At 65.5% G+C, this 26,689-nt stretch carries 29 protein-coding genes; 20 read left to right on the top strand and 9 right to left on the bottom strand.

Annotated features, from left to right (window positions below; genetic code table 11):
- Positions 1-34: 34 nt before the first annotated feature.
- A complete protein-coding gene (locus AC5Y3Z_RS13345) occupies positions 35-613 on the bottom strand; it encodes a TetR/AcrR family transcriptional regulator (RefSeq protein WP_463827287.1) in 579 nt (192 codons plus the stop codon).
- Between the two features lie 80 nt (positions 614-693).
- Between AC5Y3Z_RS13345 and AC5Y3Z_RS13340 the strand changes: the two genes are divergently transcribed.
- The 4 genes from AC5Y3Z_RS13340 to AC5Y3Z_RS13325 are packed head-to-tail and all read left to right on the top strand — an operon-like array spanning position 694 to position 3,152.
- Positions 694-1,470 (top strand): hypothetical protein, encoded by a 777-nt coding sequence (locus AC5Y3Z_RS13340; RefSeq protein ID WP_463827288.1) that lies wholly within the window; start codon positions 694-696, stop codon positions 1,468-1,470.
- Complete coding sequence (locus AC5Y3Z_RS13335) at positions 1,467-2,291, top strand: hypothetical protein (protein ID WP_463827289.1); 825 nt, start codon at positions 1,467-1,469, stop codon at positions 2,289-2,291. The genes AC5Y3Z_RS13340 and AC5Y3Z_RS13335 overlap by 4 nt, the downstream gene beginning before the upstream one ends.
- Positions 2,288-2,875, top strand: coding sequence for a cytochrome c oxidase subunit 3 family protein (locus AC5Y3Z_RS13330; protein ID WP_463827290.1), 588 nt, complete (start codon positions 2,288-2,290; stop codon positions 2,873-2,875). Before AC5Y3Z_RS13335 ends, AC5Y3Z_RS13330 begins: the two co-directional genes overlap by 4 nt.
- A 4-nt stretch (positions 2,876-2,879) precedes the next feature.
- Positions 2,880-3,152, top strand: coding sequence for a cytochrome C oxidase subunit IV family protein (locus tag AC5Y3Z_RS13325; RefSeq protein WP_463827291.1), 273 nt, complete (start codon positions 2,880-2,882; stop codon positions 3,150-3,152).
- On the opposite strand, the gene AC5Y3Z_RS13320 is transcribed toward AC5Y3Z_RS13325, so the two are convergent.
- Positions 3,145-4,443, bottom strand: coding sequence for a cytochrome P450 (locus tag AC5Y3Z_RS13320; RefSeq protein ID WP_463827292.1), 1,299 nt, complete (start codon positions 4,441-4,443; stop codon positions 3,145-3,147). The genes AC5Y3Z_RS13325 and AC5Y3Z_RS13320 overlap by 8 nt on opposite strands.
- 209 nt (positions 4,444-4,652) lie before the next feature.
- Here AC5Y3Z_RS13320 and AC5Y3Z_RS13315 point away from each other — a divergent pair, with 209 nt between their 5' ends.
- Positions 4,653-5,366: a TetR/AcrR family transcriptional regulator gene (locus tag AC5Y3Z_RS13315; protein ID WP_463827293.1), complete on the top strand. Its 714-nt coding sequence runs from the start codon at positions 4,653-4,655 to the stop codon at positions 5,364-5,366.
- Here the strand turns inward: AC5Y3Z_RS13315 and AC5Y3Z_RS13310 are convergent.
- Both AC5Y3Z_RS13310 and AC5Y3Z_RS13305 read right to left on the bottom strand, forming a co-directional pair.
- Positions 5,282-5,728: an Rv2576c family protein gene (locus AC5Y3Z_RS13310; protein ID WP_463827294.1), complete on the bottom strand. Its 447-nt coding sequence runs from the start codon at positions 5,726-5,728 to the stop codon at positions 5,282-5,284. The genes AC5Y3Z_RS13315 and AC5Y3Z_RS13310 overlap by 85 nt on opposite strands.
- On the bottom strand, positions 5,725-6,489 hold the full coding sequence (locus AC5Y3Z_RS13305) for an enoyl-CoA hydratase/isomerase family protein (RefSeq protein ID WP_463827295.1): 765 nt from the start codon (positions 6,487-6,489) through the stop codon (positions 5,725-5,727). The genes AC5Y3Z_RS13310 and AC5Y3Z_RS13305 overlap by 4 nt, the downstream gene beginning before the upstream one ends.
- 125 nt (positions 6,490-6,614) lie before the next feature.
- Here AC5Y3Z_RS13305 and AC5Y3Z_RS13300 point away from each other — a divergent pair, with 125 nt between their 5' ends.
- The 7 genes from AC5Y3Z_RS13300 to AC5Y3Z_RS13270 all read left to right on the top strand — a co-directional run bounded on the left by AC5Y3Z_RS13300 (position 6,615) and on the right by AC5Y3Z_RS13270 (position 12,637).
- Positions 6,615-7,037: a lipoprotein LpqH gene (locus tag AC5Y3Z_RS13300; protein ID WP_463827296.1), complete on the top strand. Its 423-nt coding sequence runs from the start codon at positions 6,615-6,617 to the stop codon at positions 7,035-7,037.
- A gap of 92 nt (positions 7,038-7,129) precedes the next feature.
- Positions 7,130-8,320, top strand: coding sequence for an amidohydrolase family protein (locus AC5Y3Z_RS13295; RefSeq protein WP_463827297.1), 1,191 nt, complete (start codon positions 7,130-7,132; stop codon positions 8,318-8,320).
- Positions 8,317-9,759 (top strand): FadD3 family acyl-CoA ligase, encoded by a 1,443-nt coding sequence (locus AC5Y3Z_RS13290; protein WP_463827298.1) that lies wholly within the window; start codon positions 8,317-8,319, stop codon positions 9,757-9,759. The genes AC5Y3Z_RS13295 and AC5Y3Z_RS13290 overlap by 4 nt, the downstream gene beginning before the upstream one ends.
- Before the next feature lie 422 nt (positions 9,760-10,181).
- The gene (locus AC5Y3Z_RS13285; protein WP_463827299.1) at positions 10,182-11,150 is read left to right on the top strand and encodes an Rv1363c family protein; all 969 of its coding nucleotides are present in this window, start codon (positions 10,182-10,184) and stop codon (positions 11,148-11,150) included.
- The gene (locus tag AC5Y3Z_RS13280) at positions 11,147-11,803 is read left to right on the top strand and encodes a twin-arginine translocation pathway signal (RefSeq protein ID WP_463827300.1); all 657 of its coding nucleotides are present in this window, start codon (positions 11,147-11,149) and stop codon (positions 11,801-11,803) included. The genes AC5Y3Z_RS13285 and AC5Y3Z_RS13280 overlap by 4 nt, the downstream gene beginning before the upstream one ends.
- A gap of 7 nt (positions 11,804-11,810) precedes the next feature.
- On the top strand, positions 11,811-12,440 hold the full coding sequence (locus AC5Y3Z_RS13275) for a fatty-acid--CoA ligase (protein ID WP_463827301.1): 630 nt from the start codon (positions 11,811-11,813) through the stop codon (positions 12,438-12,440).
- Positions 12,441-12,448: 8 nt separating this feature from the next.
- On the top strand, positions 12,449-12,637 hold the full coding sequence (locus AC5Y3Z_RS13270) for a (2Fe-2S)-binding protein (protein ID WP_463827302.1): 189 nt from the start codon (positions 12,449-12,451) through the stop codon (positions 12,635-12,637).
- A gap of 6 nt (positions 12,638-12,643) precedes the next feature.
- On the opposite strand, the gene AC5Y3Z_RS13265 is transcribed toward AC5Y3Z_RS13270, so the two are convergent.
- The gene (locus tag AC5Y3Z_RS13265; RefSeq protein WP_463827303.1) at positions 12,644-14,308 is read right to left on the bottom strand and encodes an alpha-keto acid decarboxylase family protein; all 1,665 of its coding nucleotides are present in this window, start codon (positions 14,306-14,308) and stop codon (positions 12,644-12,646) included.
- An 81-nt stretch (positions 14,309-14,389) separates the two neighbouring features.
- Between AC5Y3Z_RS13265 and AC5Y3Z_RS13260 the strand changes: the two genes are divergently transcribed.
- The 3 genes from AC5Y3Z_RS13260 to AC5Y3Z_RS13250 all read left to right on the top strand — a co-directional run bounded on the left by AC5Y3Z_RS13260 (position 14,390) and on the right by AC5Y3Z_RS13250 (position 15,852).
- Complete coding sequence (locus AC5Y3Z_RS13260; protein ID WP_463827304.1) at positions 14,390-14,830, top strand: SRPBCC family protein; 441 nt, start codon at positions 14,390-14,392, stop codon at positions 14,828-14,830.
- 90 nt (positions 14,831-14,920) lie between these two features.
- Positions 14,921-15,373 (top strand): SRPBCC family protein, encoded by a 453-nt coding sequence (locus AC5Y3Z_RS13255; RefSeq protein ID WP_463827305.1) that lies wholly within the window; start codon positions 14,921-14,923, stop codon positions 15,371-15,373.
- A 44-nt stretch (positions 15,374-15,417) separates the two neighbouring features.
- A complete protein-coding gene (locus tag AC5Y3Z_RS13250; RefSeq protein ID WP_463827306.1) occupies positions 15,418-15,852 on the top strand; it encodes an SRPBCC family protein in 435 nt (144 codons plus the stop codon).
- On the opposite strand, the gene AC5Y3Z_RS13245 is transcribed toward AC5Y3Z_RS13250, so the two are convergent.
- Positions 15,849-17,027, bottom strand: a complete 1,179-nt coding sequence (locus AC5Y3Z_RS13245) for a pyridoxal phosphate-dependent aminotransferase (RefSeq protein WP_463827307.1) — start codon at positions 17,025-17,027, stop codon at positions 15,849-15,851. The genes AC5Y3Z_RS13250 and AC5Y3Z_RS13245 overlap by 4 nt on opposite strands.
- A gap of 221 nt (positions 17,028-17,248) precedes the next feature.
- Here AC5Y3Z_RS13245 and AC5Y3Z_RS13240 point away from each other — a divergent pair, with 221 nt between their 5' ends.
- The gene (locus tag AC5Y3Z_RS13240) at positions 17,249-18,460 is read left to right on the top strand and encodes an acetyl-CoA C-acetyltransferase (protein ID WP_463827308.1); all 1,212 of its coding nucleotides are present in this window, start codon (positions 17,249-17,251) and stop codon (positions 18,458-18,460) included.
- A gap of 4 nt (positions 18,461-18,464) precedes the next feature.
- On the top strand, positions 18,465-20,609 hold the full coding sequence (locus AC5Y3Z_RS13235; protein ID WP_463827309.1) for a 3-hydroxyacyl-CoA dehydrogenase NAD-binding domain-containing protein: 2,145 nt from the start codon (positions 18,465-18,467) through the stop codon (positions 20,607-20,609).
- 58 nt (positions 20,610-20,667) lie between these two features.
- Here AC5Y3Z_RS13235 and AC5Y3Z_RS13230 read toward each other — a convergent pair whose 3' ends face one another.
- Complete coding sequence (locus AC5Y3Z_RS13230; protein ID WP_463827310.1) at positions 20,668-21,306, bottom strand: class I SAM-dependent methyltransferase; 639 nt, start codon at positions 21,304-21,306, stop codon at positions 20,668-20,670.
- The gene (locus AC5Y3Z_RS13225) at positions 21,270-22,136 is read right to left on the bottom strand and encodes an LLM class F420-dependent oxidoreductase (RefSeq protein ID WP_463827501.1); all 867 of its coding nucleotides are present in this window, start codon (positions 22,134-22,136) and stop codon (positions 21,270-21,272) included. The genes AC5Y3Z_RS13230 and AC5Y3Z_RS13225 overlap by 37 nt, the downstream gene beginning before the upstream one ends.
- Positions 22,137-22,269: 133 nt before the next feature.
- Here AC5Y3Z_RS13225 and AC5Y3Z_RS13220 point away from each other — a divergent pair, with 133 nt between their 5' ends.
- From AC5Y3Z_RS13220 to AC5Y3Z_RS13210, 3 genes are all read left to right on the top strand, one after another.
- Positions 22,270-23,253, top strand: coding sequence for an LLM class F420-dependent oxidoreductase (locus AC5Y3Z_RS13220; RefSeq protein WP_463827311.1), 984 nt, complete (start codon positions 22,270-22,272; stop codon positions 23,251-23,253).
- Positions 23,254-23,380: 127 nt separating this feature from the next.
- The gene (locus tag AC5Y3Z_RS13215; protein ID WP_463827312.1) at positions 23,381-23,812 is read left to right on the top strand and encodes a Zn-ribbon domain-containing OB-fold protein; all 432 of its coding nucleotides are present in this window, start codon (positions 23,381-23,383) and stop codon (positions 23,810-23,812) included.
- Positions 23,805-24,950, top strand: coding sequence for a thiolase family protein (locus AC5Y3Z_RS13210; RefSeq protein WP_463827313.1), 1,146 nt, complete (start codon positions 23,805-23,807; stop codon positions 24,948-24,950). Before AC5Y3Z_RS13215 ends, AC5Y3Z_RS13210 begins: the two co-directional genes overlap by 8 nt.
- Positions 24,951-25,019: 69 nt before the next feature.
- Here the strand turns inward: AC5Y3Z_RS13210 and AC5Y3Z_RS13205 are convergent, their stop codons facing one another.
- Positions 25,020-26,669 carry a DNA repair helicase XPB gene (locus tag AC5Y3Z_RS13205; protein WP_463827314.1) on the bottom strand — a complete coding sequence of 550 codons (1,650 nt, stop codon included), beginning with the start codon at positions 26,667-26,669 and terminating at the stop codon, positions 25,020-25,022.
- Positions 26,670-26,689 lie beyond the last annotated feature (20 nt).

Here is a 26,689-nt window from a genome sequence, read left to right as displayed (position 1 = left end):
ATCTGAGTAACCGCGTCGTGAAAATGCGATCGGGCTATTCAGCGGCGGCGTCGAACAGACGCCGGGTGATCCGCAGCAGTTGGGTGCGTAGGGTCTGGTCGTCGATGTCGGCGACCAGCGGATGCACCACCCCCACCGCGATCGCACCCGAGAGCATGGCAGCCGAGACGCGCGCGTCCTCGGCAACGCCGTCGACGAGAACACCGTAGAGGCGCTCGATGAACTGCTGGAACGGCTGGTGATCGGCCAGCAGGCGGACGATGACGGGGTCGAACTGCAAGGTGCTTGCCGCACCGCGCCGCTGGACGGCAACCTCGATGACCCGGTCCAGCAGTACGTCGCGCGCCCGGGTCCGGTGATCGTGTGCTTCGGCGGCTTCCAGTGCCTCCTCCAGACCGCCGAGTTCACGCTCGGTGAGAGCGATGACGATCTGCTCCTTGGTCTTGAATTGGTGGTAAACAGCGGCTTTCGTGACGCCGACGGCGTCGGCGATCATCTGCAGTGAGGTTCCGCCGACACCGTTCTCACCGATCAGCTGCAGGGCGGCATCCAGGATGCGCAGCTGCGCGGGGCTGCGGGTGATGAACCGGAATCGGCTCGGTGCTGAGACCACGCAGTCAGAGTAGCCGATCGGCTATTGACGATGGGGTAGCCGTTCGGCTAGCTTCGCTGACGAGCCCGAAGGAGTCATCGATGTCCGATATCGGCGCTGCAGCCACCCCGCCACGATCACCCGCCGCGCGGCGAATCGATGGCGAGGTGATCCTGCTCTGGACGCTGCCGGTCCTGCTGCTCATCTGGATCGCGGCCTTCCTGTTGTTCCCGGGATTTCACCCGCCGATGTCTCCGTCGATGACGGCCGAGCAGGTGGCCGCGTTCTATCGCGATCCGGCTCATCTGCCCGAGATCCGGTACAGCATGATCGTCTTCAACTGGTTCGGCGTGTGCCTGGTGCCGATCCTGGTGCTGGTTGCGATGCAGATTCGCCGGATGGCTCATCGCACCCCGATCTTCTCCTACGCGATGCTGGGCTGCGTCGCCGGCGGCCCCACCTTGTTCCTGATCGCCAACGTGTGCTGGTTGCTGGCCGCATTCCGACCGGAACGGCGACCGGAATTGACCCAGTTGCTCAACGATTTCGCCTGGATCACCTTCACCATCCTGGTTCCCTACCTGATCGGGCAGAGCGTAATCTTGTCTCTGGCAATCTATTTCGACGATCAGCCGCGACCGGTGTTCCAGCGCTGGGTGGGTCACTTCAATCTCGTCGTAGCCGCGGCGCTGGTCCCGGCGGCGTTCGTGGGCCTGTCGTTGTCGGGTCCGCTCGCATGGGACGGCGTGCTGTCCTTCTGGTTGAAGAACGTCGCCATCACCGTCTGGATCGTGGTGACCGGCGTGGTCCTGGCCCAGGCCATATATCGGGAACGATCTGAAAACCAAAGCCAGGCAATGACATTGGAACCCGCTTGAGCGCGGTGGTGGCGCTACCGGAGCGCTCGGCCGCACCGCGGGGCCCCTGGCGGCACCGGTTTGCCTGGCACCTGCGGCACAACCCCAAGCGCGAGCTGTGGTTGGCCTGGTGGACACTCGTCGTCTTCTACAACATCTTCTTCCCGGTGTTCTTCATCGTGGCTCAAGTCCAGCCGCCGCCCCAGCCCACCTGGGACCTGGCCACACAGGTGCACTGGTTCAATGAACGCCGCCTCGGCATCCCCATCGGGCTCGGCGTCATCTTCGTCATCTGTGGGATGAACGCGATCAACAACGCCCTGATCGCCTATTCCATGCGGCGCATGTCGGTGAGCCGCGCGTTCGGATACTCCTACCTGCTGATCTATGCGCTCAGCGCGGTGCCGGGCCTGCTCCTGCTCTGTATCGCGTTGATCGTCGGGACACTACGCCCGCACCGAGATCCCGAGGCGATCGGTTGGCTCTACGACTTCGCCTTCTTGTCGTTCGACGGGACCATGGGGGTTTTCCTGATCGGGTCGCTGCTGTGGATGGTCGCGATACTGATCGATAAGAATCGGGTGTTTCCCAAGTGGTTCGGCTATCTCAATCTGTGCAACGCGCTGACCGAGGTCGTCGTGGCGCCGTGTTGGATCTTCGGGCGTGGCGTGCTGGCCTGGAACGGGCAGATCGCGTGGTGGTTGGACATGGTGGTGTTCGGCATCTATCAGGTGACCTTTGTCGTCATGCTCTTCCGGATGATCCGGCGTGAAGACTTCGGTACCGGACCGCTACCCGAGCTGCCCAGTAAGCGCGCGGCGGGACAGGCGGGCGCGTCATGACCGAGCTGGCCGGAGAAGACAAGCGCGCGACGTTCGTGCCGGGCCAGCCGGACATGTGGGCCTTCGTCCTGTTCGAAAGTCTGATATTCACCGGATATTTCGGCTTCTACCTGTTCTACCGGACCAGGAGCCCGGGGCTCTTCTTGAGCTCCCAGGAGCACCTGGATCTGCGCATCGGCGTGCTGAACACACTCGTGTTGCTGCTGAGTTCCTGGTCAGTGGCGCGATGCGTGCAGTCGGCGCGCTCCGGCGCGTATCGGGCAGCGCTGCGCGACGTTCTGGCGACGGCCGCGTTCGCCGCAGTCTTTCTGTCTCTGAAAGTTTTCGAATGGTCCCGGCTGGTGCATGCCGGAAACGGCCTGGACAGCAACGACTTTTTCGGCTACTACTTCTTCCTCACCGGCATTCATTTCGTGCACCTGCTCATCGGATTCGTCGTCCTCGGTGTCATCGGTTACCGCCTCCTGGGTGCCCGGCGTGGCACCGCCGACTCTCAAACACTGATTGAAACGTGCGCAACCTATTGGCACACAGTCGATTTCCTCTGGGTGCTGATCTTCGCGTTGTTGTACGTGGTGCGGTGACGCGGTGAAGCCCAACGCGAGGCTGCTGGTGGTGTGGGCGGTACTGGCCATGCTCACGTTGGGTTACCTGTGGATCGACCACTCCGTCCACGGCACCAGTGTGGTGCTCACGACCAGCGTCATCGTCATCGCACTCATCAAGGTGCGCATCATCTTTCGCGAGTTCATGGAAGTCCGGGAGGCGCCCGCACGACTGCGCCGGCTCACCGATGCCTGGGTATTGCTGATCGCGGCCGGATTGTTCGGCAGCTATTTCATCGGCCTGGCGATCAACTGACCGGTCGCCCGGCCGGTGGCTCCTGGGGTGTGAAGGTGAGGTGGAGCTGGTTGAGTCCGCGCAGGATGTAGGTGGGCTCGTAGGTGAATCGGCGGTCGTCGGCGGTGCCGTGGTGGGCTTCGTCGAGGTTGATGTCGGCCATCCGGTCCAGTATCCGTTCGATGGACACCCGGCCTTCGACCCGGGCGAGTGGGCCGCCGGGGCAGGAGTGCACGCCGCGCGCGAACGCCATGTGTTCGCGGACGTTCTTGCGGTCCAGCCGGAACTCGTGCGGGTCGTCGAAGCGGCGCGGGTCACGGTTGGCCGCACCGGGCAACACCATCACCACGGTGCCGGCCGGAATGTCCACTCCGCCAACCTGGGTCGACCTGCGCGCCAATCGCGAATCACTCTTGACCGGGCTCTCCATGCGCAGGGATTCCTCGATGAACCCCGGAATCAGGCTGCGGTTGTCGCGGAGTTGCTGCTGGATGTCCGGACGGTTGCCGATCACCTGCAGTGCGGCGCTGAGCAGCTTTGCTGTGGTCTCCTGGCCGGCGGCGAACAGGAAGGTGGCTGACCGGACGACGTCGATGACCTCCGGCGTCGTCCCGTCCGGATACTTGGCGGTGGCCAGCGCGGTCAGGACGTCTTCGCGCGGGTGCGCGCGGCGGTCCTCGATGTAGGCCGAGAATTTGTCGTCGAGCCACTCCAGCGGATTGACGCCCACCGATTCGTGGTCCAGGGCCCCGACGCGGCCGGGACGGTCGGCGCCCAGTACCACCCGGAATTCTTTGTGGTCCTCCTCCGGGACGCCGAGCAGATCGGCGATCACCAACGTGGCAAACGGTTTTGAGTATTCACCGATGAATTCGCAGTTGCCGTTGACCAGGAACTCGTCGAGTTGGCGGTCGGCGAGGCGCCACATGAATTCCTCGTTCTGCTTGAGTCGGCTCGGCGTCAGCAGCCTGCTCAAAATCGACCGCGCCCGGCTGTGGTCCGGCGGGTCCATGGTGACCATGTGCTCGAACATCGGGAAACAGTGCCGGTGCTCGTCGATCTGATGGTTGATGTCGTCGCCGTCGGGCTGGAACGGCAGCGGCGGGAACGGCCCGCCGAGCGCGACGCAGTTGGAGAACGAGTCGGTGTCCTTGTAGACCGCCGTCGCCTCTTCGTAGCCGGTGACGGCGACGACCCCATAGTGCGGCAGACGCAGCACCGGGTTCTGGGCGCGCAGGTAATCGAAGTAGGTGTACGGGTCGGGTACCAGCGACGGATCGGTGAAGAAATCAATGGTGTCGTAATCGCTCATCGTGCATTCCTCCCGAAGCCGGCCCGCAGCACCGTGTCGCCAATTGGTCAGTCGGCGACGAGAGCTGGCGTCGCCCGATTAGAACGTCTGCTGAGCACCTGCTTAGCATGGCGGTATTGTCGTGGTCAAGATCACTGCGCCGGTACCGAACCGTGTCGCGGATACGATCGGCGTGATCGTCGGGCGAGCGCAGAGAGGACGGGTACGGCATGACATCGGCCCGCAGGATCGGGGCGCCGGACGCGAAGAATCGCGGCCTGCTGCTCGACGCGGCCGAACAGTTGATGATCGAGGAGGGCTACGCGGCGGTGACGTCGCGGCGGCTCGCCAACAAGGCCGGACTCAAACCGCAGCTGGTGCACTACTACTTCCGCACCATGGAGGACCTGTTTCTGGCCGTCTTCCGGCGCCGCGCTGAGGAAGGGCTGCAAGCCCAGGCGCAGTTGCTGCAGTTGCCGCAACCGCTGTGGGCGCTGTGGCGATTCGGCACCGATCCCGGGTTCACGCGTATCTCGATGGAATTCATGGCGCTGGCCAACCACCGCAAAGAGATGCGCGCCGAAATCGCCTACTACGCCGACCGTTTTCGCGACGAACAACGCCAGGTGGTGTCGGCTGCCATGCAGCGGTACGAGGCGCAGGGCAAGCTGAATACCGATTTCGTGCCGCCGGTGGTTTTCACCGTGCTGATGACCAGCCTGTCGCGGTTCCTGGTGCTCGAGCAGGCGATGGGTGTGTCGGTGGGTCACCCGGAGACGCTGAAGTTCGTCGAACATCACCTGCGCAGGTTGGAAGGCGAGCCGCAGCCGATCGCGGACATCCCGCCGACCTGGGTGGTTCACCAGGTGCGCAGCGAACAGAGCACCCCACGTTCTCCATCCTTGGACACCACCACCGCGCCGTCGACCGACAAGGTGCAGTGAAAGCCCGGAAAGCCGGGTTGACGCTGCATGCTGACGCTGACCATCGCCCAGTGCGCGGGATCCACCAGCATTACCGTCTGGCTCCACGGCCGTCCCGGGGCGATATCGGCCTGCACATTCGGCGTGAACGGGTAGGGGTTGTGGCTGTAGTCCGAAAACTTCGCCGGATCCTGGTCCTGGTAGTAGATGTCGGCGTAGGCCGGGTTGTTGGCGGTGATGGTGTAGACGACCCGGTGCGCGGGCGGCGGGTCGTCGTCAGCCCGTGCCGTGCCGGTGCCGGCCGCTATACCGGAGCCGGCCAGCAGAACCGCTGACAGCAGCGCTGCTCCGATGCCCAGTTGCGGCGTTGCCCTGGTCGTCATATCGCTCCTCCGGCTGCTGGGCGCGGATTGGCTTTGCGGTTCATGACTAGTGCTGCGGCCTGCCAGTGCGGGTCGGCCACCCACAGCCGTGCAAACGATGCTATCGCCTCATCAGGGGAAACTCCGCTGATTACCCGTTTTATCTCGGCGGCCGGACGGCGGGCGAGGGATCTGGCGACCGAGCGCCAGCCCTGGTCGGCCGAGTCGAAGGATGCCCGCGGTAAGACCACATCCACCAGTCCGAGGCGTTCGGCCTCGACGGCATCGACTGCGGTCCCGCTACCGGCCAACAGCAGGGCCCTGCTTTTGCCGACCAGCGCGGCCAGACGTTCGGCGCCGCCCCATGCCGGCATGATTTCGAGTTGCACCTGATTGAAGGCGATCTTGATGTCGTCGGCGGCCACCCGGATGTCGGCGGCCACCGCGACCTCGGCGCCGCCGCCGAAGGCGTGCCCGTTCATCGCCGCGACCACTGGCGCCGGGAACCCGGCGATCCGGTCGCACAGCGTGCGCATCCGGCGGGCCATCGCCGCGGCTTCGTCCTCGGTCCGTAGCGCGCTGAGCTCCTTGAGATCTCCGCCGGAGACGAAAGCCCGGTCGCCGGCACCCGTGATCACCAGTGCCAACGCCCCGCTCGCGCCGTCGAGCGCATGGTCGAGCTGGTCCATGGTTTCCAGCGAGATGGCATTGCGTGCGTGCGGCCGATCGATGGTCAGCACTGCCACCCCGGTCTCGGCGTCGTCGAAATCCAGGTCCACCATGCGTGTTCAGCTCCTCGGTACAACCCGGACTTGCGACGCCGATATTGGCATTCTCGTCTAGGGAGAATAGCATCATCGCTGCAGGTCCAGAAGTTGTCCGGACGCCTGCGGATTGGGGTGGCCAGGTGCGGAACCGAATCGCCGCGGCAGCGGCCGTAGCGCTGGCGGCACCCGTCTTCGGGGCGTGCAGCGCCCCCTCGCAAGGCCAGCTGGCCAGCACCGCGGTGGCGACCGTCAACGGGAACGAGGTGCGGCCCCGAGTTGTGCGCTGCTTCCAGCAGGAATGGTTTCGCACCATCGAACTTGGTGACGACGCCTCGGGCGCCAAGATCGTCGTCGACCAGCGGGCAAATCCGGCGTCCACGGTGTCCGTCCGCTTCCACAACTTCGGTGGTTTCACCGGCACCTACTCCCACGGCGGCGGAGCCGACGCCGCCACCCGCTTCGATGGCCAGTCGTTCATCATCACCGGCACGGCCAACGGGTCCACCACGGCCAAACCGGGCGAGGCGGCCAGCGCCGATTTCAAGATCAACGCGAAGTGCTGACCCGCACCGTGCCGCCCGCGCGGGGGGTGGGTGCACGTTGCGCACGGCGATATAGGAGAATATGATTCTCACTAATTGCGAAGGAGGATTTCATGGGTCAGTTGTCGCACCGGGTTGACGTCCCGTTTCCGATCTTTGACGCGGATAACCATCTTTACGAGCCGCCGGAGGCGCTGACCAAGTTCCTGCCGAAGGAATACCAGAACCACGTCCAGTACGTGCAGGTCAACGGGCGCACCAAGATCGCGATCCGCGGCCAGATCAGTAACTACATTCCCAACCCGACCTTCGAGGTCGTCGCCAAACCCGGAGCCTGGGAAGAGTATTTCAAGTACGGCAACCCGGAAGGCAAGAGCAAGCGCGAGCTGTTCGGTGAGCCGATGCGTGCCATCCCGGCGTTCTTCGAGCCGGGCCCGCGCCTGGAAGTGATGAACGAGCTGGGGCTGGACAAGACGCTGATGTTCCCGACGCTGGCCAGCCTCCTCGAGGAACGGTTGTCGGACGACCCTGTTGCCATCCATGTGCTGGTCCATGCGCTGAACCAGTGGCTCGACGAGGTCTGGGGCTTCAACTACCAGAACCGTATCTTCACCACCCCGGTGATCACCCTGCCGATCGTTGAAAAGGCGATCGAAGAGCTGGAATGGGCGGTCAAGCGCGGTGCCCGCTGCATCCTGGTCCGCCCGGCACCGGTCCCCGGCTTCCGTGGTCCGCGGTCGTTCGCGCTGCCCGAGTTCGACCCGTTCTGGGAGCGGGTCGTGGAGTACGACGTGCTGGTCGGCATGCACTCCAGCGACAGTGGCTACTCCCGGTACACCTCCGAATGGGACGGTGCCAGCGCCGAGATGCTGCCGTTCCAGACCAACGCAATGGGCATCCTCAACGAGTGGCGGCCGATCCAGGACTCGGTGGGCTCGTGGGTCATTCACGGCGCGCTCTATCGCCACCCCAAGCTGAAGGTCGCGATCGTCGAGGCCGGGTCGAAGTGGATGACCCCGCTGCTGGACGGCCTGGCGGAGGTATTCCGCAAGGCTCCGGAGGCATTCCCGAGCGACCCGGTCGAGATGGTCAAGAACCGGATCTACGTCAGCCCGTTCTTCGAGGACGGTATCGACGACCTGGTCAACCTCGTGGGCGTGGACCAGGTGCTGTACGGGTCGGACTGGCCCCATCCCGAAGGGCTGGCGGAGCCGACCTATTACATCGAGGCGCTGTCGCACTTGTCGGCCGACGACCAGGCGAAGATCATGGGTGGCAATCTCGGTCGACTCGTCACGGTGTGACCGACCGGGTCAGCTGGCAGACCATCCCCGAGATGGTCTTGAGCGCGGCGGATCGCTTCGGCGATGCGGAAGCGGTCGTGGACGGTCCGCTGCGCTACACCTTCGCTGAGCTCGTCCACCGAATACGTTGTGCGGCAGGTGCTTTTGCCGATCTCGGTATCGCCAGGGGTGACCGGGTGGCCGTCTGGGCGCCCAACTGTGCCGAGTGGATCGTTGCCGCCTTCGGCCTGCTGACCGCCGGGGGAGTCCTGGTGCCGGTCAACACCCGGTTCAAGGTGGCGGAGGCCGCTGACGTCATCGGCCGCAGCGGGGCCAAGGCGGTATTGGTCCAGCAGGGCTTCCTGGGGCAGGACTTCGTGGCGCCGCCGGCCGGGATACCGGTCATCGACCTGAAATCCGGCTTCCTCGACGCCGGATCACCGTTCGAGTGCCCGGTCAGCGGCACCGATGTCTCCGACATCATTTTCACCTCCGGCACCACCGGGCGGCCCAAGGGCGCGATGATGAATCACGCTCAGACGTTGCGCATGTACGAGGAGTGGGCGACCCTCGCGGATCTGCGCGAGGGTGACCGCTACCTGATGATCAATCCGTATTTCCACACCTTCGGTCTCAAAGCGGGCCTTGTCGCGTCCTTTCTGCGTGGTGCCGCGATGCTGCCGGTAGCGGTTTTCGACATCGCCACCGCGGTGGATCTTATTGAGCGCGAGCGCATTACGATGTTGCCCGGCCCGCCGACGCTGTATCACTCGTTGTTGACGGTGCCGGACAAGTCCAAGCTGGCCACGTTGCGGGCCGGCGTCACCGGTGCCGCCGACATCCCCGTCGAACTCGTCCGTCGCATCCACGGTGAGCTGCCGTTCCAGACGTTGATGACCGGGTACGGGCTCACCGAGGCGGGCAACGTCACCTTGTCCCGGCCCGGCGACTCCTTTGCAGAGGTCGCCTCCACCGCGGGTCTGCCGTGCGACGGGGTCGAGGTGCGCATCGCCGGGGACGGCGAGGTGCTGGTTCGCGGGTACGGGGTCATGCAGGGCTACCTCAACGATCCGGTCGCCACCGCTGAGGCGATCGACGGCGACGGCTGGCTACACACCGGGGACCTGGGCAGCATCGACGAGTCGGGTCGGTTGCGCATCGTCGGCCGCAAGAAGGACATGTTCATCGTGGGCGGATTCAACGCCTACCCGGCCGAGATCGAAGGCTTCCTGCTCAAGCACCCCGCCATTGCCCAGGTGGCGGTGATCGGCGCTCCCGACGAACGGCTCGGGCAGGTGGGCAAGGCATTCGTCGTCCGTAAGAGTCCGGTGGACGCGCCGGAACTGATCGACTGGTGCCGGGAGCGTATGGCTGGATTCAAGGTGCCGCGAGTGGTGGAATTCGTCGACGCGCTGCCGATGAACGCCACCGGCAAGGTCGTCAAGGATCTCCTCCGCTGAGTGGCGCTCGGCATCCTCCGGCAGTTGCATATGCCGAAAGCAAGAACGGTATTTCCACAGTTTGACGCGGTTTTGCGCGGTTTGTGTCGGCCCGGACGGTAATATTGCCGACGGAAAGTGATAATCTCGTTCTCCGACGGCCGACGACGTGCCGGAGTGGCCGCCGCCAGTCCGGCCCATCATGGGTGCGGTGGCGAGTAGGGTGTGGCCACGGCTGGCGTACGGCGGATCCCGGACGGAATGGGGATCGGGCGACAAGTTAACGCATTTTCCCGACACCGTCGGCGGCTACCAGGCACCTTGTCACCGACGGACAAGCGGTAGAGGAGTTCGGAGTTGAGCGGCGAGCGATCTCGTTCCCGAGCCGGTGAGCGGAGGGCGGCGGCACCCGCCGTAATGCAGACGACGCGAAATCGGCGCCGGTGAAGAAGGACGACACACCGCAGAGTGTCGCGGAAATGCGGTCCCTGGCCGAGGAGGCCGAGGCGGAGGCCGCCGAGGCCGAAGCCCTCGCCGCCGCTGCCCGCGCGCGTGCCCGCGCCATCCGGCTGCGCCGCGAAGCCGAAATCGTCGCAAGCACCGAGGTCGGATCCGGCACGAACGGACTCAAAGTCGACGACGCAACAATCGAGCCGGCCGAACCGACGGTCACGCTCGCCAAGCCCGACGCCGCGAAGATCAAACTGGCCAAGGGCCCGGTGAAAAAGGCCGGCGGCGCCAAAGCCACTGCAGCAGCGGAGCAACCGGAGCCGGTGAAACCAGCCCGCATCGAGGAGCGCGACACCGAGGTTGCGGACGATCGCACCACCGAGACGCTTTCCGACGAAACGGACGCGGACGCAGCGGACGACGAAAACGCCGAGGAAACGGCTGCCAGATCCGCGCGGCGCAGCCTGCGCCGACCGACACTGAAGTCGGTGGCAGCGGTACTGGCCGTCGCTATCACGCTCTTCGCGGTGGGGGCCAGCGTGGAGATGTCCGTGCTGCATCGCAACGCCACCCGGGAACGCCAGCAGGTTGCCGAGTTCGCCGCGGGCGCACGGCAGGGAGTCGTGACGCTGACTTCGCTCGACTACGAACACGCCAAAGAAGGCGTGCAACACATCCTGGAAGTGTCCACCGGGACGTTCAAGGACGACTTTCTGAAGATGGCCGAAGATTTCACCAAAGTCGTCGAAGAGTCGAAAGTGATCTCGCAGGGAAGCGTTCAAGCTGCCGCTGTCGAACTCGACACCATGACCGAGAATTCGGCGGTGGTGCTCGTGGCCAGTACCTCCGAGGTCACGAATGCCGCTGGTGCCAAACAGGATCCACGTAAGTACCGGCTGATCGTGACGATGACTCGGGAAGGTGGTCGGCTCAAGATGTCGAAAGTGGAGTTCGTGCCGTGACCGAACGGGACTCGTCGGTGGTCGACGACAGCGCAGAGCAGACCTCGGTCGTCGAGGACACGGTGGATGCCGAAGACGCCGATTCGTCAGCCGACGGCCGGGATTCGGGCCGCAATCGCTTGACCGCCCGATTGAAGAACCCGACCGCCGGCAGGACGAAAAGTCGTTGGGCCGGGAAGCTCGGCATCGCCGCGCTGGCCCTGCTGGTGGTCAGTTCGCTGTCGGTGCTGGCCGCCCTGTACTGGTTCTCCTACCGGCCGGACCAGCAGGTCGACGCAGCCGAAGCCAAGGCGGCAATTGCAGCTGCCAGTGACGGCACCGTCGCCATCCTGTCCTACTCGCCGGACACGCTCGACCACGACTTCTCCACCGCGAGATCACATCTGACCGGTGACTTCCTGTCTTACTACGACCAGTTCACCTCGCAGATCGTCGCTCCGGCCGCAAAGCAGAAGGCAGTCAAGACGACCGCAGTGGTGCTTCGCGGCGCGTTGTCCGAATTCCGTCCGGACTCGGCCATCGTGTTGTTGTTCATCAACCAGAGCACTCAGAGCAGGGACCGTCCGGAACCGGCGATGACGAACAGCAGCGTGCTGGTCACCTTGACCAAGGCCGACGGGAAATGGCTTATCTCACAGTTCAATCCGGCATAGGCCTGTGATGAGCAACGGCGACATTCACTCGATGGTGATCGCGTCGGACTACCGGATTCCGGACCCGACCAAGGTGTGGCCGCTGCTGGAGCGTCGCAAAGCCGCGCTCGCCGACATCGGCGCCCATCACGTGCTGGTCTATATCTCCACCCACGACTACGGCCGGGTGCTGGTGATGATCGGGGTGCACAGCCGCGAGCCGATCGTAGAGCTGTTGCAGTCGCGGGTGTTCTTCGACTGGTTCGATGCCGTCGGCGTCGACGACATCCCGGCCGTCTTCGCCGGCGAGATCGTGGACAGGTTCATTGCCGAACCTCCGGCAGCGACGGGCCGGGCACCCGGCGTGGTGGTGGCCGCCTTCGCGTCCGTGGACAGTGTGACGACGCTGCACACCGAAGTCGGTCTCGCGATGGACCGGTTCACCGCCGCCGGGATCCGAAAGACCTGGGTCTTTCAGGCTTTCGACGACTCACACGAGGTGCTGATCCTGCAGGAATTCGCCGACGAGGACAGCGCGCGGGAATGGATCGAGCACCCGGACGCGGCGGCGCAATGGCTCAGCGGGGTGGGAATCGGCGCCTACCCGCCGCTGTTCGTCGGCCGGTATTTCGACATGATGCGCATCGGGACGGACTGACCGGCGCGATGTACGTGTGCCTGTGTAATGGCATCACCAGCCAGATGGTCACCGAAGCTGTCTGCGCGGGCGCGTCGACGAGCAACCAGGTTGCCGCGGCGTGCGGCGCGGGTGCCGACTGTGGACGCTGCCGTCGCACCGTGCGTGCGATCATCGCGTCGGTCAGCGAGACGAGGAGTCCGCGCCATTCGGCGTAGCCGCGTTCAGTGGTCCTTCGGCTGCATCGGTCCGACGAGTTGGGCGAGCAGGGGCGGGATCTCGTGTCGCGGCAACACCACCTCGACGAACACCATGCGGTCGCGATGGGCGGCGGCGGCGGTGAGCGCGTCGTCGAGTTCGCCGTAGGTTTCGGCGCGCAACGCGAGGTGATTTTCCACCCCGAGCGTGCCGGGGAGATCGGTCCAGCGCCAGCCGACGATGTCGTTGTAGGGCGCCGTTGCTCCGTGGATGGCGCGTTCGACGGTGTAGCCGTCGTTGTTGACCACCACGATGACCGGGGAAAGCCCCTCCCGGGAGAAGCTGCCCAGTTCCTGCGCGGTCAGCTGAGCGGCGCCGTCGCCGATCAGCAGCACCGTTCTGCGGTCCGGATGGGCCACCGCCGCCCCGAAGGCGGCGGGCAACGTGTAACCGATCGAACCCCATAATGGTTGGCCGATGAAGGTGACCCCCTGGGGCAGTACGTGGTCGGCCATGCCGAAGAACGAGGTCCCCTGATCTGCCAACACCACGTTGCCCGGGGTCAGTGCCGAACACAGCCGGTCCCACAGCATCCGTTGGGTGAGAGCCTCGTCGCGGCCCGGGGCGGGGGCCGGTGCTTGCACCGGTGGCGGTGCCACGTCCGGTGAACGGATACCGCGCTCGGTCAGTATCGCTGTCAGAGCCTGCAGCGCCGCACCCATCTCCAGCGGCGCGAACACCTCGTCGGCCACGCTGCTCTGGTACTGGCCGATATCGATGGTCCGGGCCGGGTCGATGCGTTGACTGAAGAACCCACTGACCATGTCGGTGAACACCACCCCGGCGGTCACCAGGACCGGTGCCTGCTCGATGGCGGTGCGTACCCGTTCGGTGCTGGCCGCGCCGGCGTAGATGCCGAGGAAATTCGGCGAGCTCTCGTCGAGCAGGCTCTTACCCCACACCAACGTCGCGTGCGGCACCACGTCGGCTGCCAGTAGCGCCTGCAGTTCCCGGACCGCCTGCAGGCGGTGCACCAACAGGTCGGCCAGCACGGTCAACTGGCGGTTGCCGATCAACTTCGCCGCCGCCCCGGTGAACATGGCCAGCGCCCGCGGACTGGTGCCGCCGGCATAGCGTGGCAGCGGCGCGTCCGGCGGTTCGGTGGGGAAGCGCGCCACGTCGGTGGACATCAGCAGGTACCCGGGCCGCTTCTGTTCGCGCACCTCGCACAGCACCCGGTCGATCTCACGGCACGCGGTGGCTGGCATGAGATTGGCTTGCGCGCAGGTGATTTCGCGACTGATCCGGAAGAAGTGCTCGAAGTCGCCGTCGCCGAGCGAATGATGCAACGCCCGGCGGGTGGCCTGGGCGTCCTTCGAGGGCCCGCCCACGATGTGCACGACGGGCACGTGCTCGGCGTAGCTGCCCGCGATGGCGTTGGTCGCCGAAAGCTCACCGACGCCGAATGTCGTTACCACGGCTGACATTCCGCGCAGCCGCCCATATCCGTCGGCGGCGTAACCGGCGTTGAGTTCGTTGGCGTTGCCGACCCAGCGCAGCTTGGGGTGGGCCACGATGTGGTCGAGGAAAGCCAGGTTGTAATCGCCGGGCACGCCGAAGATCTCTGTGACGCCGAGTTCGGCGAGGCGGTCGAGCAGATAGTCGCCGACGGTATAGGCAGAATCGGTCACGGAAACGACGGTACGCCCGTGGCGACGATACCGGCGAAACGACTATTCCCGCCGGGGCACGGTCGCGATATGGTGCGGGCCATGGCAATCAAAGAATCCCGCGACATCGTCATCGAAGCCAGTCCCGAGGAGATCCTGGATGTCATCGCTGATTTCGAGGCGATGCCCGAATGGTCCGAACCGCACCAGACCGCCGAGATCCTGGAGACCGGAGACGATGGGCGTCCGAGCAGAGTGAAGATGAAGGTGAAGACCGCGGGCATCACCGACGAGCAGGTGGTGGCCTACACCTGGAGTGGCAACGAGGTGACCTGGACGCTGGTCAGTTCCGGTCAGCAGAAGTCGCAGGACGGGAAGTACACCCTGGTGCCCAAAGGGGACGAGACGCTGGTGAAGATGGAGATCAGCGTCGACCCGAACGTGCCGTTGCCCGGGTTCGTGCTCAAGCGGGCCGTCAAGGGCACCATCGACTCGGCGACCAAAGAGCTGCGCAACCGCGTGTTGAAGGTGAAGAAGGGCTGATACCGCGGCGCTCGGTGAAATCGGCTGGTATCCGACAATTTCCGACAACCGCTCCCCAGGTCGTGCCGAGCGTTGCTAGCTTGGGAACCAGTGGCCGTAAAAGCATCGCGAGAATTCGTCATTGATGCGCCCCAGGAAGTGGTCATGGCGGCGCTGTCAGATGTCGGCGCGCTGTCCTCCTGGTCACCACTGCACAAGAGTGTCGAGGTGCTCGACTACTACCCGGACGGCCGGCCCCACCACGTGAAGGCCACCATCAAGATCCTGGGCCTGGTCGACAAGGAGATCCTGGAATACCACTGGGGTCCGGACTGGGTGGTGTACGACGCCGGCAAGACCGCCCAGCAGCACGGCCAACATATCGAGTACAACCTCAAACCCGAGGGACTGGACAAAACCCGGGTGCGTTTCGACATCACCGTCGAACCGGCCGGACCGATACCCGGATTCATCGTGCGGCGGGCCAGCGAACACGTATTGGATGCCGCGGCCCGGGGATTGCGCGAGCAGGTGCTGGGCGCGGAGCCCGGCCCGGACGCATAGTTGGCCGCGGAGTCCGCGCCGCCAGGTTGCTAGTTTGAGCAGTAGTGGCCATACAAGCATCGGGTGAAGTGCTGATCGACGCGTCGCCGGACGTGATCATCGACGCGCTCGCCGACATGGACGCGGTGCCGTCCTGGTCGTCGGTGCACAAGCGGGCCGAAGTCATCGACACCTGGCCCGACGGCCGCCCCCGGCACGTCAAGGTCACCATCAAGGTGGTCGGCATCGTCGACAAGGAGTTGCTGGAATATCACTGGGGGCCGGACTGGATGGTGTGGGACGCCACCAAAACGCTTCAGCAGCATGCCCAGCACGGCGAGTACAACCTGACCCGCGAAGGCGCCGACAAGACCCGGGTGCGGTTCACCATCACCGTCGAACCCTCTGCGCCGCTGCCCGAGTTCCTGGTCAACCGGGCCCGCAAGAAGATCCTCTATTCCGCCTTGGAGGGACTGCGCAAGCGGGTGATGGGCGGTTAGTGCCGTCGATCGCCCAGCGCCGCCAGTCGCCGGATCGCTTCGTCGAGCGTGTCGTCTCGTTTGCAGAACGTGAAGCGCACCAGGTGTTTCCATAGCCCGGCGTGCCGGGCGGCCGGGTCGCAGAAGGCCGACATCGGTATCGCGGCCACCCCGACGCGCTCCGGCAGCGTGGCGCAGAAGGCGGTGCTGTCGTCGTGTCCGAGCGGGCGCGGGTCCGCGCACAGGAAGTAGGTGCCGAAGCTGTCGTGTACCGCGAACCCGATGTCGGTCAGTCCGGCCGCCAGCCGGTCGCGCCGGCGCTGCAGCGTCTGGCGCAGAGTGGCCACCCACTCGTCCTGGGTGTTCAGCGCCAGAGCCACCGCGGGCTGGAACGGTGCTCCGCCGACGTAGCTCAGATACTGTTTGGCGGCGCGTAACCCGGCAATGAGATGTGCTGGGCCGCAAGCCCAGCCGATCTTCCACCCGGTGCAGTTGAACATCTTGGCCGCGCTGGAGATGGTGATCGTGCGCTCGGCCATGCCGTCGAGGCCGGCCAGCGGCAGGTGCCGGTGGTCGTCGTAGACGAGATGCTCGTAGACCTCGTCAGTGATCACCAAAAGGTCTGCGGCCGTTGCGATCTCGGCCATGGCTGCCAGCTCTGGCGCGCTCAGCACCGCGCCGGTGGGATTGTGCGGCGAATTGACGATCAGAGCCTTGGTGCGCGGGGTGACGGCGCGTCGCAGCGCGTCGGCGTCCAACGCGAAACCGCGCCCGTCGGCAACCAGCGGGACCGGCACCCGGGTCGCGCCGGCCATCGCGACCACCGGTGAGTAGGAATCGTAAAACGGCTCGATCAGCAGCACCTCGGAGCCGGGTTCGACGAGGCCGAGCACCGCTGCGACAATGGCCTCGGTGGCCCCGACCGTGACCAGGATCTCGGTATCGGGGTCGTACTCGATGCCATAGCGTCGTCGGCGTTGCGCGACGATGGCCTGTCGCAGAGCGGCGATGCCGGGGCCGGGCGGGTACTGGTTCATACCGTCGGCGATGGCGTCCTGGGCGGCCCGCAGCATCTCCGCGGGACCGTCCTCGTCGGGAAAGCCCTGGCCGAGGTTGACCGCGCCGATCCGCGTGGCCAGCGCCGACATCTCGGCGAACACCGTGGTCGCGTAGGGCTGTAGCCGCGAGACGGTCATGGAGAACGAGCTTATTGGGTTGTTGGTCGCGTCGAGCGTCACGCTGGCGTGACGCTCGGCGTCGGGCGCCACGCCAGCGTGACGCCCGCGCCGCGACCGCGACCGTGTCCAGCCAGCGGCGGACCGGCCCAACCAACAGGTTGGCCGGGGCAACTGTTAGGGTTCCTGTGCTGGACCTACTCTTAAGACGGATCCACACCCTCTCCGAACAGGAAGTTCACATGTCCGAAGAAGCCTTCATCTACGAGGCCATCCGTACACCGCGCGGCAAGCAACGCAACGGTTCGCTGAACGAAGTCAAGCCATTGAGCCTGGTCGTCGGCCTGATCGAGGAGCTGCGCAAGCGCCACCCCGACCTCGACGAAAACCTGATCAGCGACGTCATCCTGGGCTGCGTCTCCCCGGTCGGCGACCAGGGTGGCGACATCGCCCGCACCGCCGTGCTGGCCGCCGGCATGCCCGACACCGTCGGTGGCTTCCAGCTGAACCGGTTCTGCGCGTCCGGCCTGGAGGCCGTCAACACCGCGGCGCAGAAGGTCCGTTCCGGCTGGGACGATCTGGTGCTCGCCGGCGGCGTCGAATCGATGAGCCGCGTTCCGATGGGGTCGGACGGCGGCGCGATGATGGCCGACCCGGCCACCAGCTACGACGCCTACATCGTCCCCCAGGGCATCGGTGCCGACCTGATCGCCACCATCGAGGGTTTCTCGCGTGACGACGTCGACGCCTACGCGTTGCGCAGCCAGAAGCTGGCCGCCGAGGCGTGGTCGGGTGGGTACTTCGCCAAGTCGATCGTGCCGGTCGTCGACATGAACGGCCTGCTCATCCTCGATCATGACGAGCACATGCGCCCCGACACCACCGCCGAGGGCCTGGGCAAGCTGAAGCCCGCCTTCGAGGGCCTGGCCGCAATGGCCGGATTCGACGACGTGGCGCGTCAGCGTTACCACTGGGTCGAGAAGATCAACCACGTGCACACCGGCGGTAACTCGTCCGGAATCGTCGACGGCGCCGCGCTGGTGATGGTCGGTTCCGAGGCGGCCGGCAAGTCGCAGGGCCTGACCCCGCGGGCGCGCATCGTCGCTACCGCCACCACCGGTGCGGACGCGACGATCATGCTCACCGGACCCACCCCGGCCACCCAGAAGGTGCTGGACCGGGCCGGGCTGACCGTCGACGACATCGACCTGTTCGAGCTGAACGAGGCGTTCGCCTCCGTGGTGCTGAAGTTCCAGAAGGACCTGAACATCCCGGACGAGAAGCTCAACGTCAACGGTGGCGCCATCGCCATGGGACACCCGCTGGGAGCAACCGGCGCGATGATCACCGGCACCATGGTCGACGAACTGGAGCGGCGCAACGCCCGACGCGCGTTGATAACGCTGTGTATTGGCGGCGGCATGGGTGTCGCGACGATCATCGAGAGGGTTTAAGTACATGGCCGACAACGCAATTCAGTGGGATAAGGACGCCGACGGCATCGTCACACTGACGCTGGACGACCCGTCGGGTTCGGCCAACGTGATGAACGAGAACTACATCGAGTCGATGGGCAAGACGGTGGATCGTCTTGTCGCCGAGAAAGACTCGATCACCGGCGTGGTGATCACCAGCGCGAAGAAGACCTTCTTCGCCGGTGGTGACGTCAAGAGCATGATCCAGATCGGCCCGGAAAACGCCGGCGAGGCATTCGATCTCGTCGAGAACGTGAAGAAGCAGCTGCGCACCCTCGAGACGCTGGGCAAGCCCGTCGTCGCCGCCCTCAACGGCGCGGCGCTCGGCGGCGGGCTGGAGATCGCCTTGGCGTGCCACCACCGCATCGCGGCCGACGTCAAGGGGTCGCAGTTCGGCTTCCCCGAGGCGACGCTGGGCCTGCTGCCCGGTGCCGGCGGCGTCACCCGCTCGGTACGGATGTTCGGGATCCAGAACGCTTTCATGAACATCCTGTCGCAGGGCACCCGGTTCAAGCCGGCCAAGGCCAAGGAAATCGGACTGGTCGACGAGCTGGTCGGTTCGGTCGACGAGGTGGTGCCGGCCGCCAAGGCCTGGATCAAGGCCAACCCCGAATCGCACACCCAGCCGTGGGACGTCAAGGGTTACAAGATCCCCGGCGGTACCCCGTCATCGCCGTCGCTGGCCGCCATCCTGCCGTCCTTCCCTTCCCTGCTGCGCTCGCAGCTCAAGGGTGCGAATATGCCTGCGCCGCGGGCGATCCTGGCAGCGGCCGTGGAGGGCACGCAGGTCGACTTCGACACCGCCAGCCGCATCGAGAGCCGCTATTTCACCTCGCTGGTCACCGGCCAGGTCGCCAAGAACATGATCCAGGCGTTCTTCTTCGACCTGCAGACGATCAACAACGGCGGGTCGCGGCCAGACGGCATCGAGCCGGTCAAGATCAACAAGATCGGCGTGCTCGGCGCCGGCATGATGGGCGCGGGCATCGCTTACGTCTCGGCCAAGGCCGGTTACGACGTGGTGCTCAAGGACGTCAGCATCGAGGCCGCCCAGAAGGGCAAGGGTTACTCGGAGAAACTCGAAGCCAAGGCGCTCGAGCGGGGCAGGACAACGGAGGAGAAGTCCAGTGCGCTCCTCGGGCGCATCACCCCGACCGCCGACCCGGCCGACCTCAAGGGCGTGGACTTCGTCATCGAAGCCGTCTTCGAGAACCAGGACCTCAAGCACCAGGTGTTCCAGGAGATCGAAGACATCGTCGAGCCGAACGCGCTGCTCGGGTCGAACACCTCGACGCTGCCGATCACCGGTCTGGCGACGGGGGTGAAGCGGCAGGAGGACTTCGTCGGGATCCACTTCTTCTCACCGGTCGACAAGATGCCGTTGGTGGAAATCATCAAGGGCGAGAAGACTTCTGACGAAGCGCTGGCCCGGGTCTTCGACTACACCCTGGCCATCGGCAAGACCCCGATCGTGGTCAACGACAGCCGCGGCTTCTTCACCTCCCGGGTGATCGGCACCTTCGTCAACGAGGCGCTGGCAATGCTCGGCGAAGGCGTGGAGCCGGCCAGCATCGAGCAGGCGGGTTCGCAGGCGGGTTACCCCGCGCCGCCGCTGCAGCTGTCCGACGAGCTCAACCTGGAGCTGATGCACAAGATCGCCGCGGCTACCCGCAAGGGTGTCGAGGACAGTGGCGGCCAGTACGAACCGCACCCCGCAGAAGCGGTGGTGGAGAAGATGATCGAGCTGGGCCGCTCCGGCCGACTCAAAGGCGCCGGCTTCTACGAATACCCCGACGGCAAGCGCTCCGGATTGTGGCCGGGCCTGCGGGAGACCTTCAAGTCGGGGGCTTCGACGCCGCCGCTGCAGGACATGATCGACCGGATGCTGTTCGCCGAGGCGCTGGAAACCCAGAAGTGCCTCGACGAGAACGTGCTGACCTCCACGGCCGACGCCAACATCGGGTCGATCATGGGCATCGGGTTCCCGCCGTGGACCGGTGGTAGCGCGCAGTACATCGTCGGCTACGAAGGTCCGCACGGCCGGGGCAAGGAGGCCTTCGTGGCCCGGGCCCGCGAACTGGCCGAGAAGTACGGCGACCGCTTCTTGCCGCCGGACTCGCTGACCTGACGACCAGCCGCAAAGCCCCCGAAACAGCGTTGTTTCGGGGGCTCTTGCGTCGTCGCGGCTAAGCGGCGCGCTGCAGAACGTAGTAGCGGCCCGGGTTCTTGCCGTTGTGGTCCAGCGACGGCTCGTCGCCCGAGTCCACCAGCGTCCAGGCCGGGGTGAATCGCCGCTGGATCTCGGGCAGGTCGATGCCGCGCACCCCGGGTGAACCACCGGGGATCATCGCCATGATGAGCAGGCGCCCGTCGGTCGCCGCAACGCGCGTGACCTCACGAACGTAGGCGTCGCGGTCGTCGTCGTTCATGCCGTGCAGGCACCCGTTGTCGACGATCAACGAGAAATCCCGGCCCACGTTCGCCGAACTGAGCCGGGTGACGTCAGCAATCCGGAACTCGACGCTTTCGGTGCGGACCTTGGCCCGTGCCTTCTGCAGCGCCCGGGCGACGTAGTCCACTCCGGTCACCCGCCAGCCGTGCTCAGCCAGATAGCTACAGTTGTCGCCGGTGCCGCAGCCGATGTCGAGTGCCGCACCGGGCGCAATTGCACTGTCTTCGACCAACTCTCGTAGCTTGACCCCGATCGGGTGGCCGTCCCACGGAACGAAACCCAGCCGGTAGAGCGTACGGTACTGCAGACGTTTGAGCCGATGGCCGAGTGCCACAGCTACGTAGCGGCAACAGCCGCGGCCAGGCGGCGCCATTGCTCGCGGGGGAATGCCCGCGGGTCGGCGGTGAGTATCTGGACGCAGACGTGGTCGGCGCCGGCCGACTGATGTTCGGCGACTCGGCGCAGGATTGCTTCTTCGTCGCCCCACACGATGAGTGCATCGAAGAGGCGATCGCTGATCTGCGTGACATCGTCTTCGGAGAACCCGCTGCGCAGCATGTTGTTGGCGTAGTTCGGCATCGCCAAATAGCCACGCAGCCAATCGGTTCCAATCCTGCGCGCCTCGTCCGCATCGTCGGTCAGGATCGCGGACTGCTCGGGCAGCAGCCACGGGCCCTGCCCCAGCGTCGCACGGGCCGAAGCGGTGTGCTCGGGGGTGACGAGGTAGGGGTGGGCGCCGCGGGCGCGGGTCGCCGACAGCTCCAGCATCCTGGGGCCGAGCGCGGCCAGCACCCGCCCGTCGACGGGCACCGGCGGCGACGCCGCATCCAGACCGTCCAGGAACGATGCCGTCGCTGCGAGCGGTTTGCGGTACCGGCCGGGGTTTCCCGCGTCGATCAGCGGCGCGTGGCTGACTCCGATCCCGAGCAGGAAACGGTCGGGATGCTTGCTGCTCAACGCGGCGTAGGACTCGGCGACGTCGGCGGGGGAGTGCATCCACAGATTGAGGATGCCGGTGGCTATCACCGTCCGCGCGGTCGCCGCCAGCAGACGAGCGACCGCGTCGAGCACCGGTCCGCCGACGTCGGGAATCCACAATGCGGTGAACCCGAGCTCGTCCAATTCCGCTGCAGCGTCGGCGGCTTCGGATTCGTCACCGTAGCGCAGTTGACTGCTCCATACTCCTACCCCGGCCAGGTCCATTCCGCTCATTCCTCTCGTCCGCGTCCTGGCTTCCATGTTGCCAAACGGGCCATCCGGGTGGTGCGGGGCATCGAAAGGTCGCACCCGACGCGCTGGGTGTCGAGCCCTGTGGTGCCGGGGTTAGAGTCCGGTTATGCGCTTCGGTCTCTTCATCCCGCAAGGCTGGCGGATGGACCTCGTCGGCATCGAACCGGAGCGGCACTGGGCGGTGATGCGTGATCTGGCCACCTACGCCGACGGTGGTGCCTGGGACTCGCTGTGGGTGTACGACCACTTCCACACCGTCCCGTTGCCGACCGACGAGGCCACCCACGAGGCCTGGTCGCTGATTGCGGCTTATGCCGCGGTCACTTCGCGGATCAAGCTGGGTCAGATGTGCACCGCGATGAGTTACCGCAATCCCGTCTACCTGGCGAAGGTGGCGGCCACCACCGACATCATCTCCGGTGGACGCGTCCAGATGGGTATCGGCGGTGGCTGGTACGAACACGAATGGCGCGCTTACGGTTACGGTTTTCCGTCGGCGGGGGTGCGGTTGGCCAGGCTGGACGAGGGCGTGCAGATCATGCGGGATGCCTGGCGGGACGGAAAAGTCAGCTTCGACGGCAGGCACTATCAGGTCGACGGTGCGATCGTTGCCCCGAAGCCGTTGCAGGACAATGGTATTCCGCTGTGGATCGCCGGCGGTGGTGAGAAGAAGACGCTGCGGATCGCCGCGCAGTACGCGCAGTACACCAATTTCACCCCGGAACTGGAAGCCTTTGCGCACAAATCGGAGGTGCTGGCCGAGCACTGCCGGAACCTGGGTACCGATTTCGACGCCATCGTCCGCTCGGCCAACTTCACCGCGGTGCTCGGCTCGTCCGAGTCCGAGGTCAACGAGCGGCAGCAGCGGATTCGCGACCGGCTGGCCGCGTATGTGCCGGACGCTCTGGCGGATTCGATGTCCTCCGGGATTCCGGACTCGGCCACCGGCACGCCGGAACAGGTCATTGAGCGATTGACGAGGGTTCGCGACCTGGGATGCGAATACGCCATCTGCTACTTCCCCGAGGCGGCCTACGACCGGTCCGGCATCGAGCTGTTCGAACGGGAAGTCATCCCCGCGCTGAGCTGATCGCCGCTGTGGGGGAACGGTGGCTCCGCAACCTTTTCAATTGCGAGAACCAGATTTCCATTTTCGCGGAACGCTGTTGTACGGTCTGGGTTAGTCGCGTTTTTTTCGTGTCCACGGAGGACTGACGATGCAGAAGGCATTGGCCCCTGAAATCTCGACCTGGCCCGACGAGAACCCCCAGCTGATCGGCAGTCGCTGCGGAGATTGTGGTGCCACCACCTTCCCCGTCCAGGAACGCTGCCCCCGCTGCAGTCTCGGACAGATGAACGAGGTGTTGTTGCCGCGCCGCGGCAGCCTGATCGCCTGGACCACCCAGGGCTTCCCGCCCGGCGCGCCGTATGCCGGCCCGACCGGCAAGGAATTCGTGCCGTTCGGGGTGGGTCTGGTGCAACTCGGTGACGTGATCCGCGTCGAAGGACGGCTGACCGAGAACGATCCGGCCAAGCTGCAGTTCGGCCAACAGGTCGAGCTGACGTTTGTGCCGTTGACCACCGACGACGACGGCGACGAGGTTCTCACCTTCGCGTTCGAGCCGGTGTCGGGAGGCCGCAATGACTAACGACGTCGCGATCATCGGCGTGGGTCTGCACCCGTTCGGCAGGTTCGACAAGACCGCGATGCAGATGGGTGCCGAGGCCATTCAGTCAGCGCTGTCCGACGCCGGTGTGAGCTGGAAAGACATCCAGTTCGGGTTCGGCGGCAGCCACGAGGTGTCCAATCCCGACGCGGTGACCCGACTGGTCGGGCTGACCGGCATCACGTTCACCAACGTGTTCAACGCGTGCGCGACCGCCGCCAGCGCCATTCAGCAGACCGCCGACACCATCCGGCTGGGCAAGTACGACATCGGCATCGCCATCGGCCTGGACAAGCATCCGCGCGGTGCTTTCACCGACGACCCCGCCAAGCTGGCGCTACCCCAGTGGTACGCGCAGAACGGGCAGTTCGTCACGACCAAGTTCTTCGGGATGAAGGCCAACAAGTATCTGCACGACCACAACATCTCTCAGGCCACCCTGGCCAAGGTGGCCAACAAGAACTTCCGCAACGGGGCGCTGAACCCGAACGCGTTCCGTCGCAAGCCGATCTCGGAGGAGGAGATCCTTAACTCCGCGGTCCTGAACTATCCCCTCACGCAATACATGTTCTGTGCGCCCGACGAGGGCGCCGCCGCGGTGGTGATGTGCCGCGCCGACATCGCGCACAAGTACACGGACAAACCGGTATATGTGCGCGCCTGCGAGATTCGCACCCGCACGTACGGCGCCTATGAGGTGCATGCCACCTTCGCGCCGCTCGACGAGGACGTCTCGCCGACGGTGTACGCGTCCCGAGCGGCCTACGAGGCTGCCGGGATCGGGCCGGAGGACGTCGATGTGGCCCAACTGCAGGACACCGACGCCGGCAACGAAGTCATCCATATGGCCGAGACGGGTCTGTGCGCGGACGGCGAGCAGGAGAAGTTGCTGGCCGACGGCGCTACCGAGATCCACGGGTCGATGCCGGTCAACACCGACGGCGGGCTGATCGCCAACGGCGAGCCGATCGGAGCCTCGGGGCTGCGCCAAATGCACGAACTGGTTCGGCAGCTGCGCGGCGAGGCCGGCGAACGGCAGGTGCCAGGGAATCCGCGGGTGGGGCTGGCGCAGGTGTACGGGGCACCGGGAACCGCGTCGGCGACGATCCTGTCGCTCTAGTTACTGCGAACAGACACAGAATCGCGTCCAGCACACGCGATGCATGCGAGTCTGCGTCTGCTCGCGGAGTCAGATGGCCGGGCCGAGCAGGTCGTCGGCGTCGCGGATGATGTAGCCGTAGCCCTGTTCGGCCAGGAAACGCTGCCGGTGTGCGGCGTACTCGGCGTCCAGACTGTCGCGCGCCACCACCGAATAGAAGACGGCCCCACCGCCGCCGGACTTGGGTCGCAGCAGCCGGCCCAGCCGCTGGGCCTCTTCCTGGCGCGACCCGAACGTCCCCGAAACCTGAACGGCCACTGAGGCTTCGGGCAGGTCGATGGAGAAGTTCGCGACCTTGGAGACCACCAGCGTGGCGATCTCACCGGTGCGGAACTTGTCGAACAATTCCTCGCGTTCGCGTGTTTTCGTCGATCCCTGGATCACCGGGGCGTCCAGCTCCGCACCGAGTTCGTCGAGCTGGTCGAGGTAGGCGCCGATCACCAGGGTCTGCTCACCGGGGTGATTCTTCAGAATCGACTTGACCACAGCGATCTTGGTGTGCACCGTCGAGCACAGCTTGTAACGTTCCTCGGGTTCGGCGGTGGCGTACATCATCCGTTCGTTGTCGGTCATCGTGACCCGCACTTCCACGCATTCCGCCGGCGCGATCCAGCCCTGGGCCTCGATGTCCTTCCACGGCGCGTCGTAGCGTTTCGGGCCGATCAGCGAGAACACATCCCCCTCGCGGCCGTCCTCGCGAATCAGCGTGGCGGTCAGGCCCAGCCGGCGCCGGGACTGCAGATCGGCGGTCATCCGGAACACCGGCGCCGGCAGCAGGTGCACTTCGTCGTAGATGATCAGGCCCCAGTCACGGCTGTCGAAGAGCTCCAGATGCCGGTATTCGCCTTTGCTGCGGCGGGTGACCATCTGATACGTGGAGATGGTGACGGGCCGAATTTCCTTGCGCTCGCCGGAGTATTCGCCGATCTCCTCCTCGGTGAGCGAGGTGCGTGCGACCAGCTCACGCTTCCACTGCCGGGCCGCGACGATGTTGGTGACCAGGATCAGCGTGGTGGCCTGGGCTTTGGCCATGGCCGCGGCGCCGACCAATGTCTTGCCGGCGCCGCACGGCAACACCACCACGCCGGACCCGCCCGCCCAGAACGAATCGGTGGCCAGCTGCTGATAATCGCGCAACTCCCACCCGTGCGGCTCCAGGCTGATCGGATGCGCCTCGCCGTCCACGTAACCGGCGAAATCTTCGGCGGGCCAACCGATTTTGAGCAGCATCTGCTTGACCCGGCCACGCTCGCTGGGATGCACTATCACGGTGTCGTCATCAATGCGCGCACCCAGCATCGGGGCGATCTTCTTGTTGCGCAGCACCTCCTCGAGCACCGCACGATCCAGGCTCACCAGGGTCAGGCCGTGTGCGGGGTGTTTGACCAGTTGCAACCGGCCGTAACGGGCCATGGTGTCGACGATGTCGACCAACAGGGGCTGTGGCACCGCGTAACGGGAGAAGCTGACCAGCGCGTCGACCACCTGTTCGGCATCGTGGCCGGCGGCGCGCGCGTTCCACAGCGCCAGCGGGGTGACGCGATAGGTGTGCACGTGCTCGGGAGCGCGTTCCAGCTCGGCGAAGGGCGCGATGGCGGCGCGCGCGGCCCCGGCCAGCTCGTGGTCCACTTCGAGTAGCACCGTCTTGTCGGACTGGACGATCAGGGGTCCGTCAGTCATTTAGCGCCACTCCTCCTTCA

The organism is Mycobacterium sp. NGS61 (assembly GCF_059812325.1).
The sequence above is the reverse complement of the archived record's forward strand: the minus strand, read 5'-3'. Positions and strand labels throughout refer to the sequence as shown.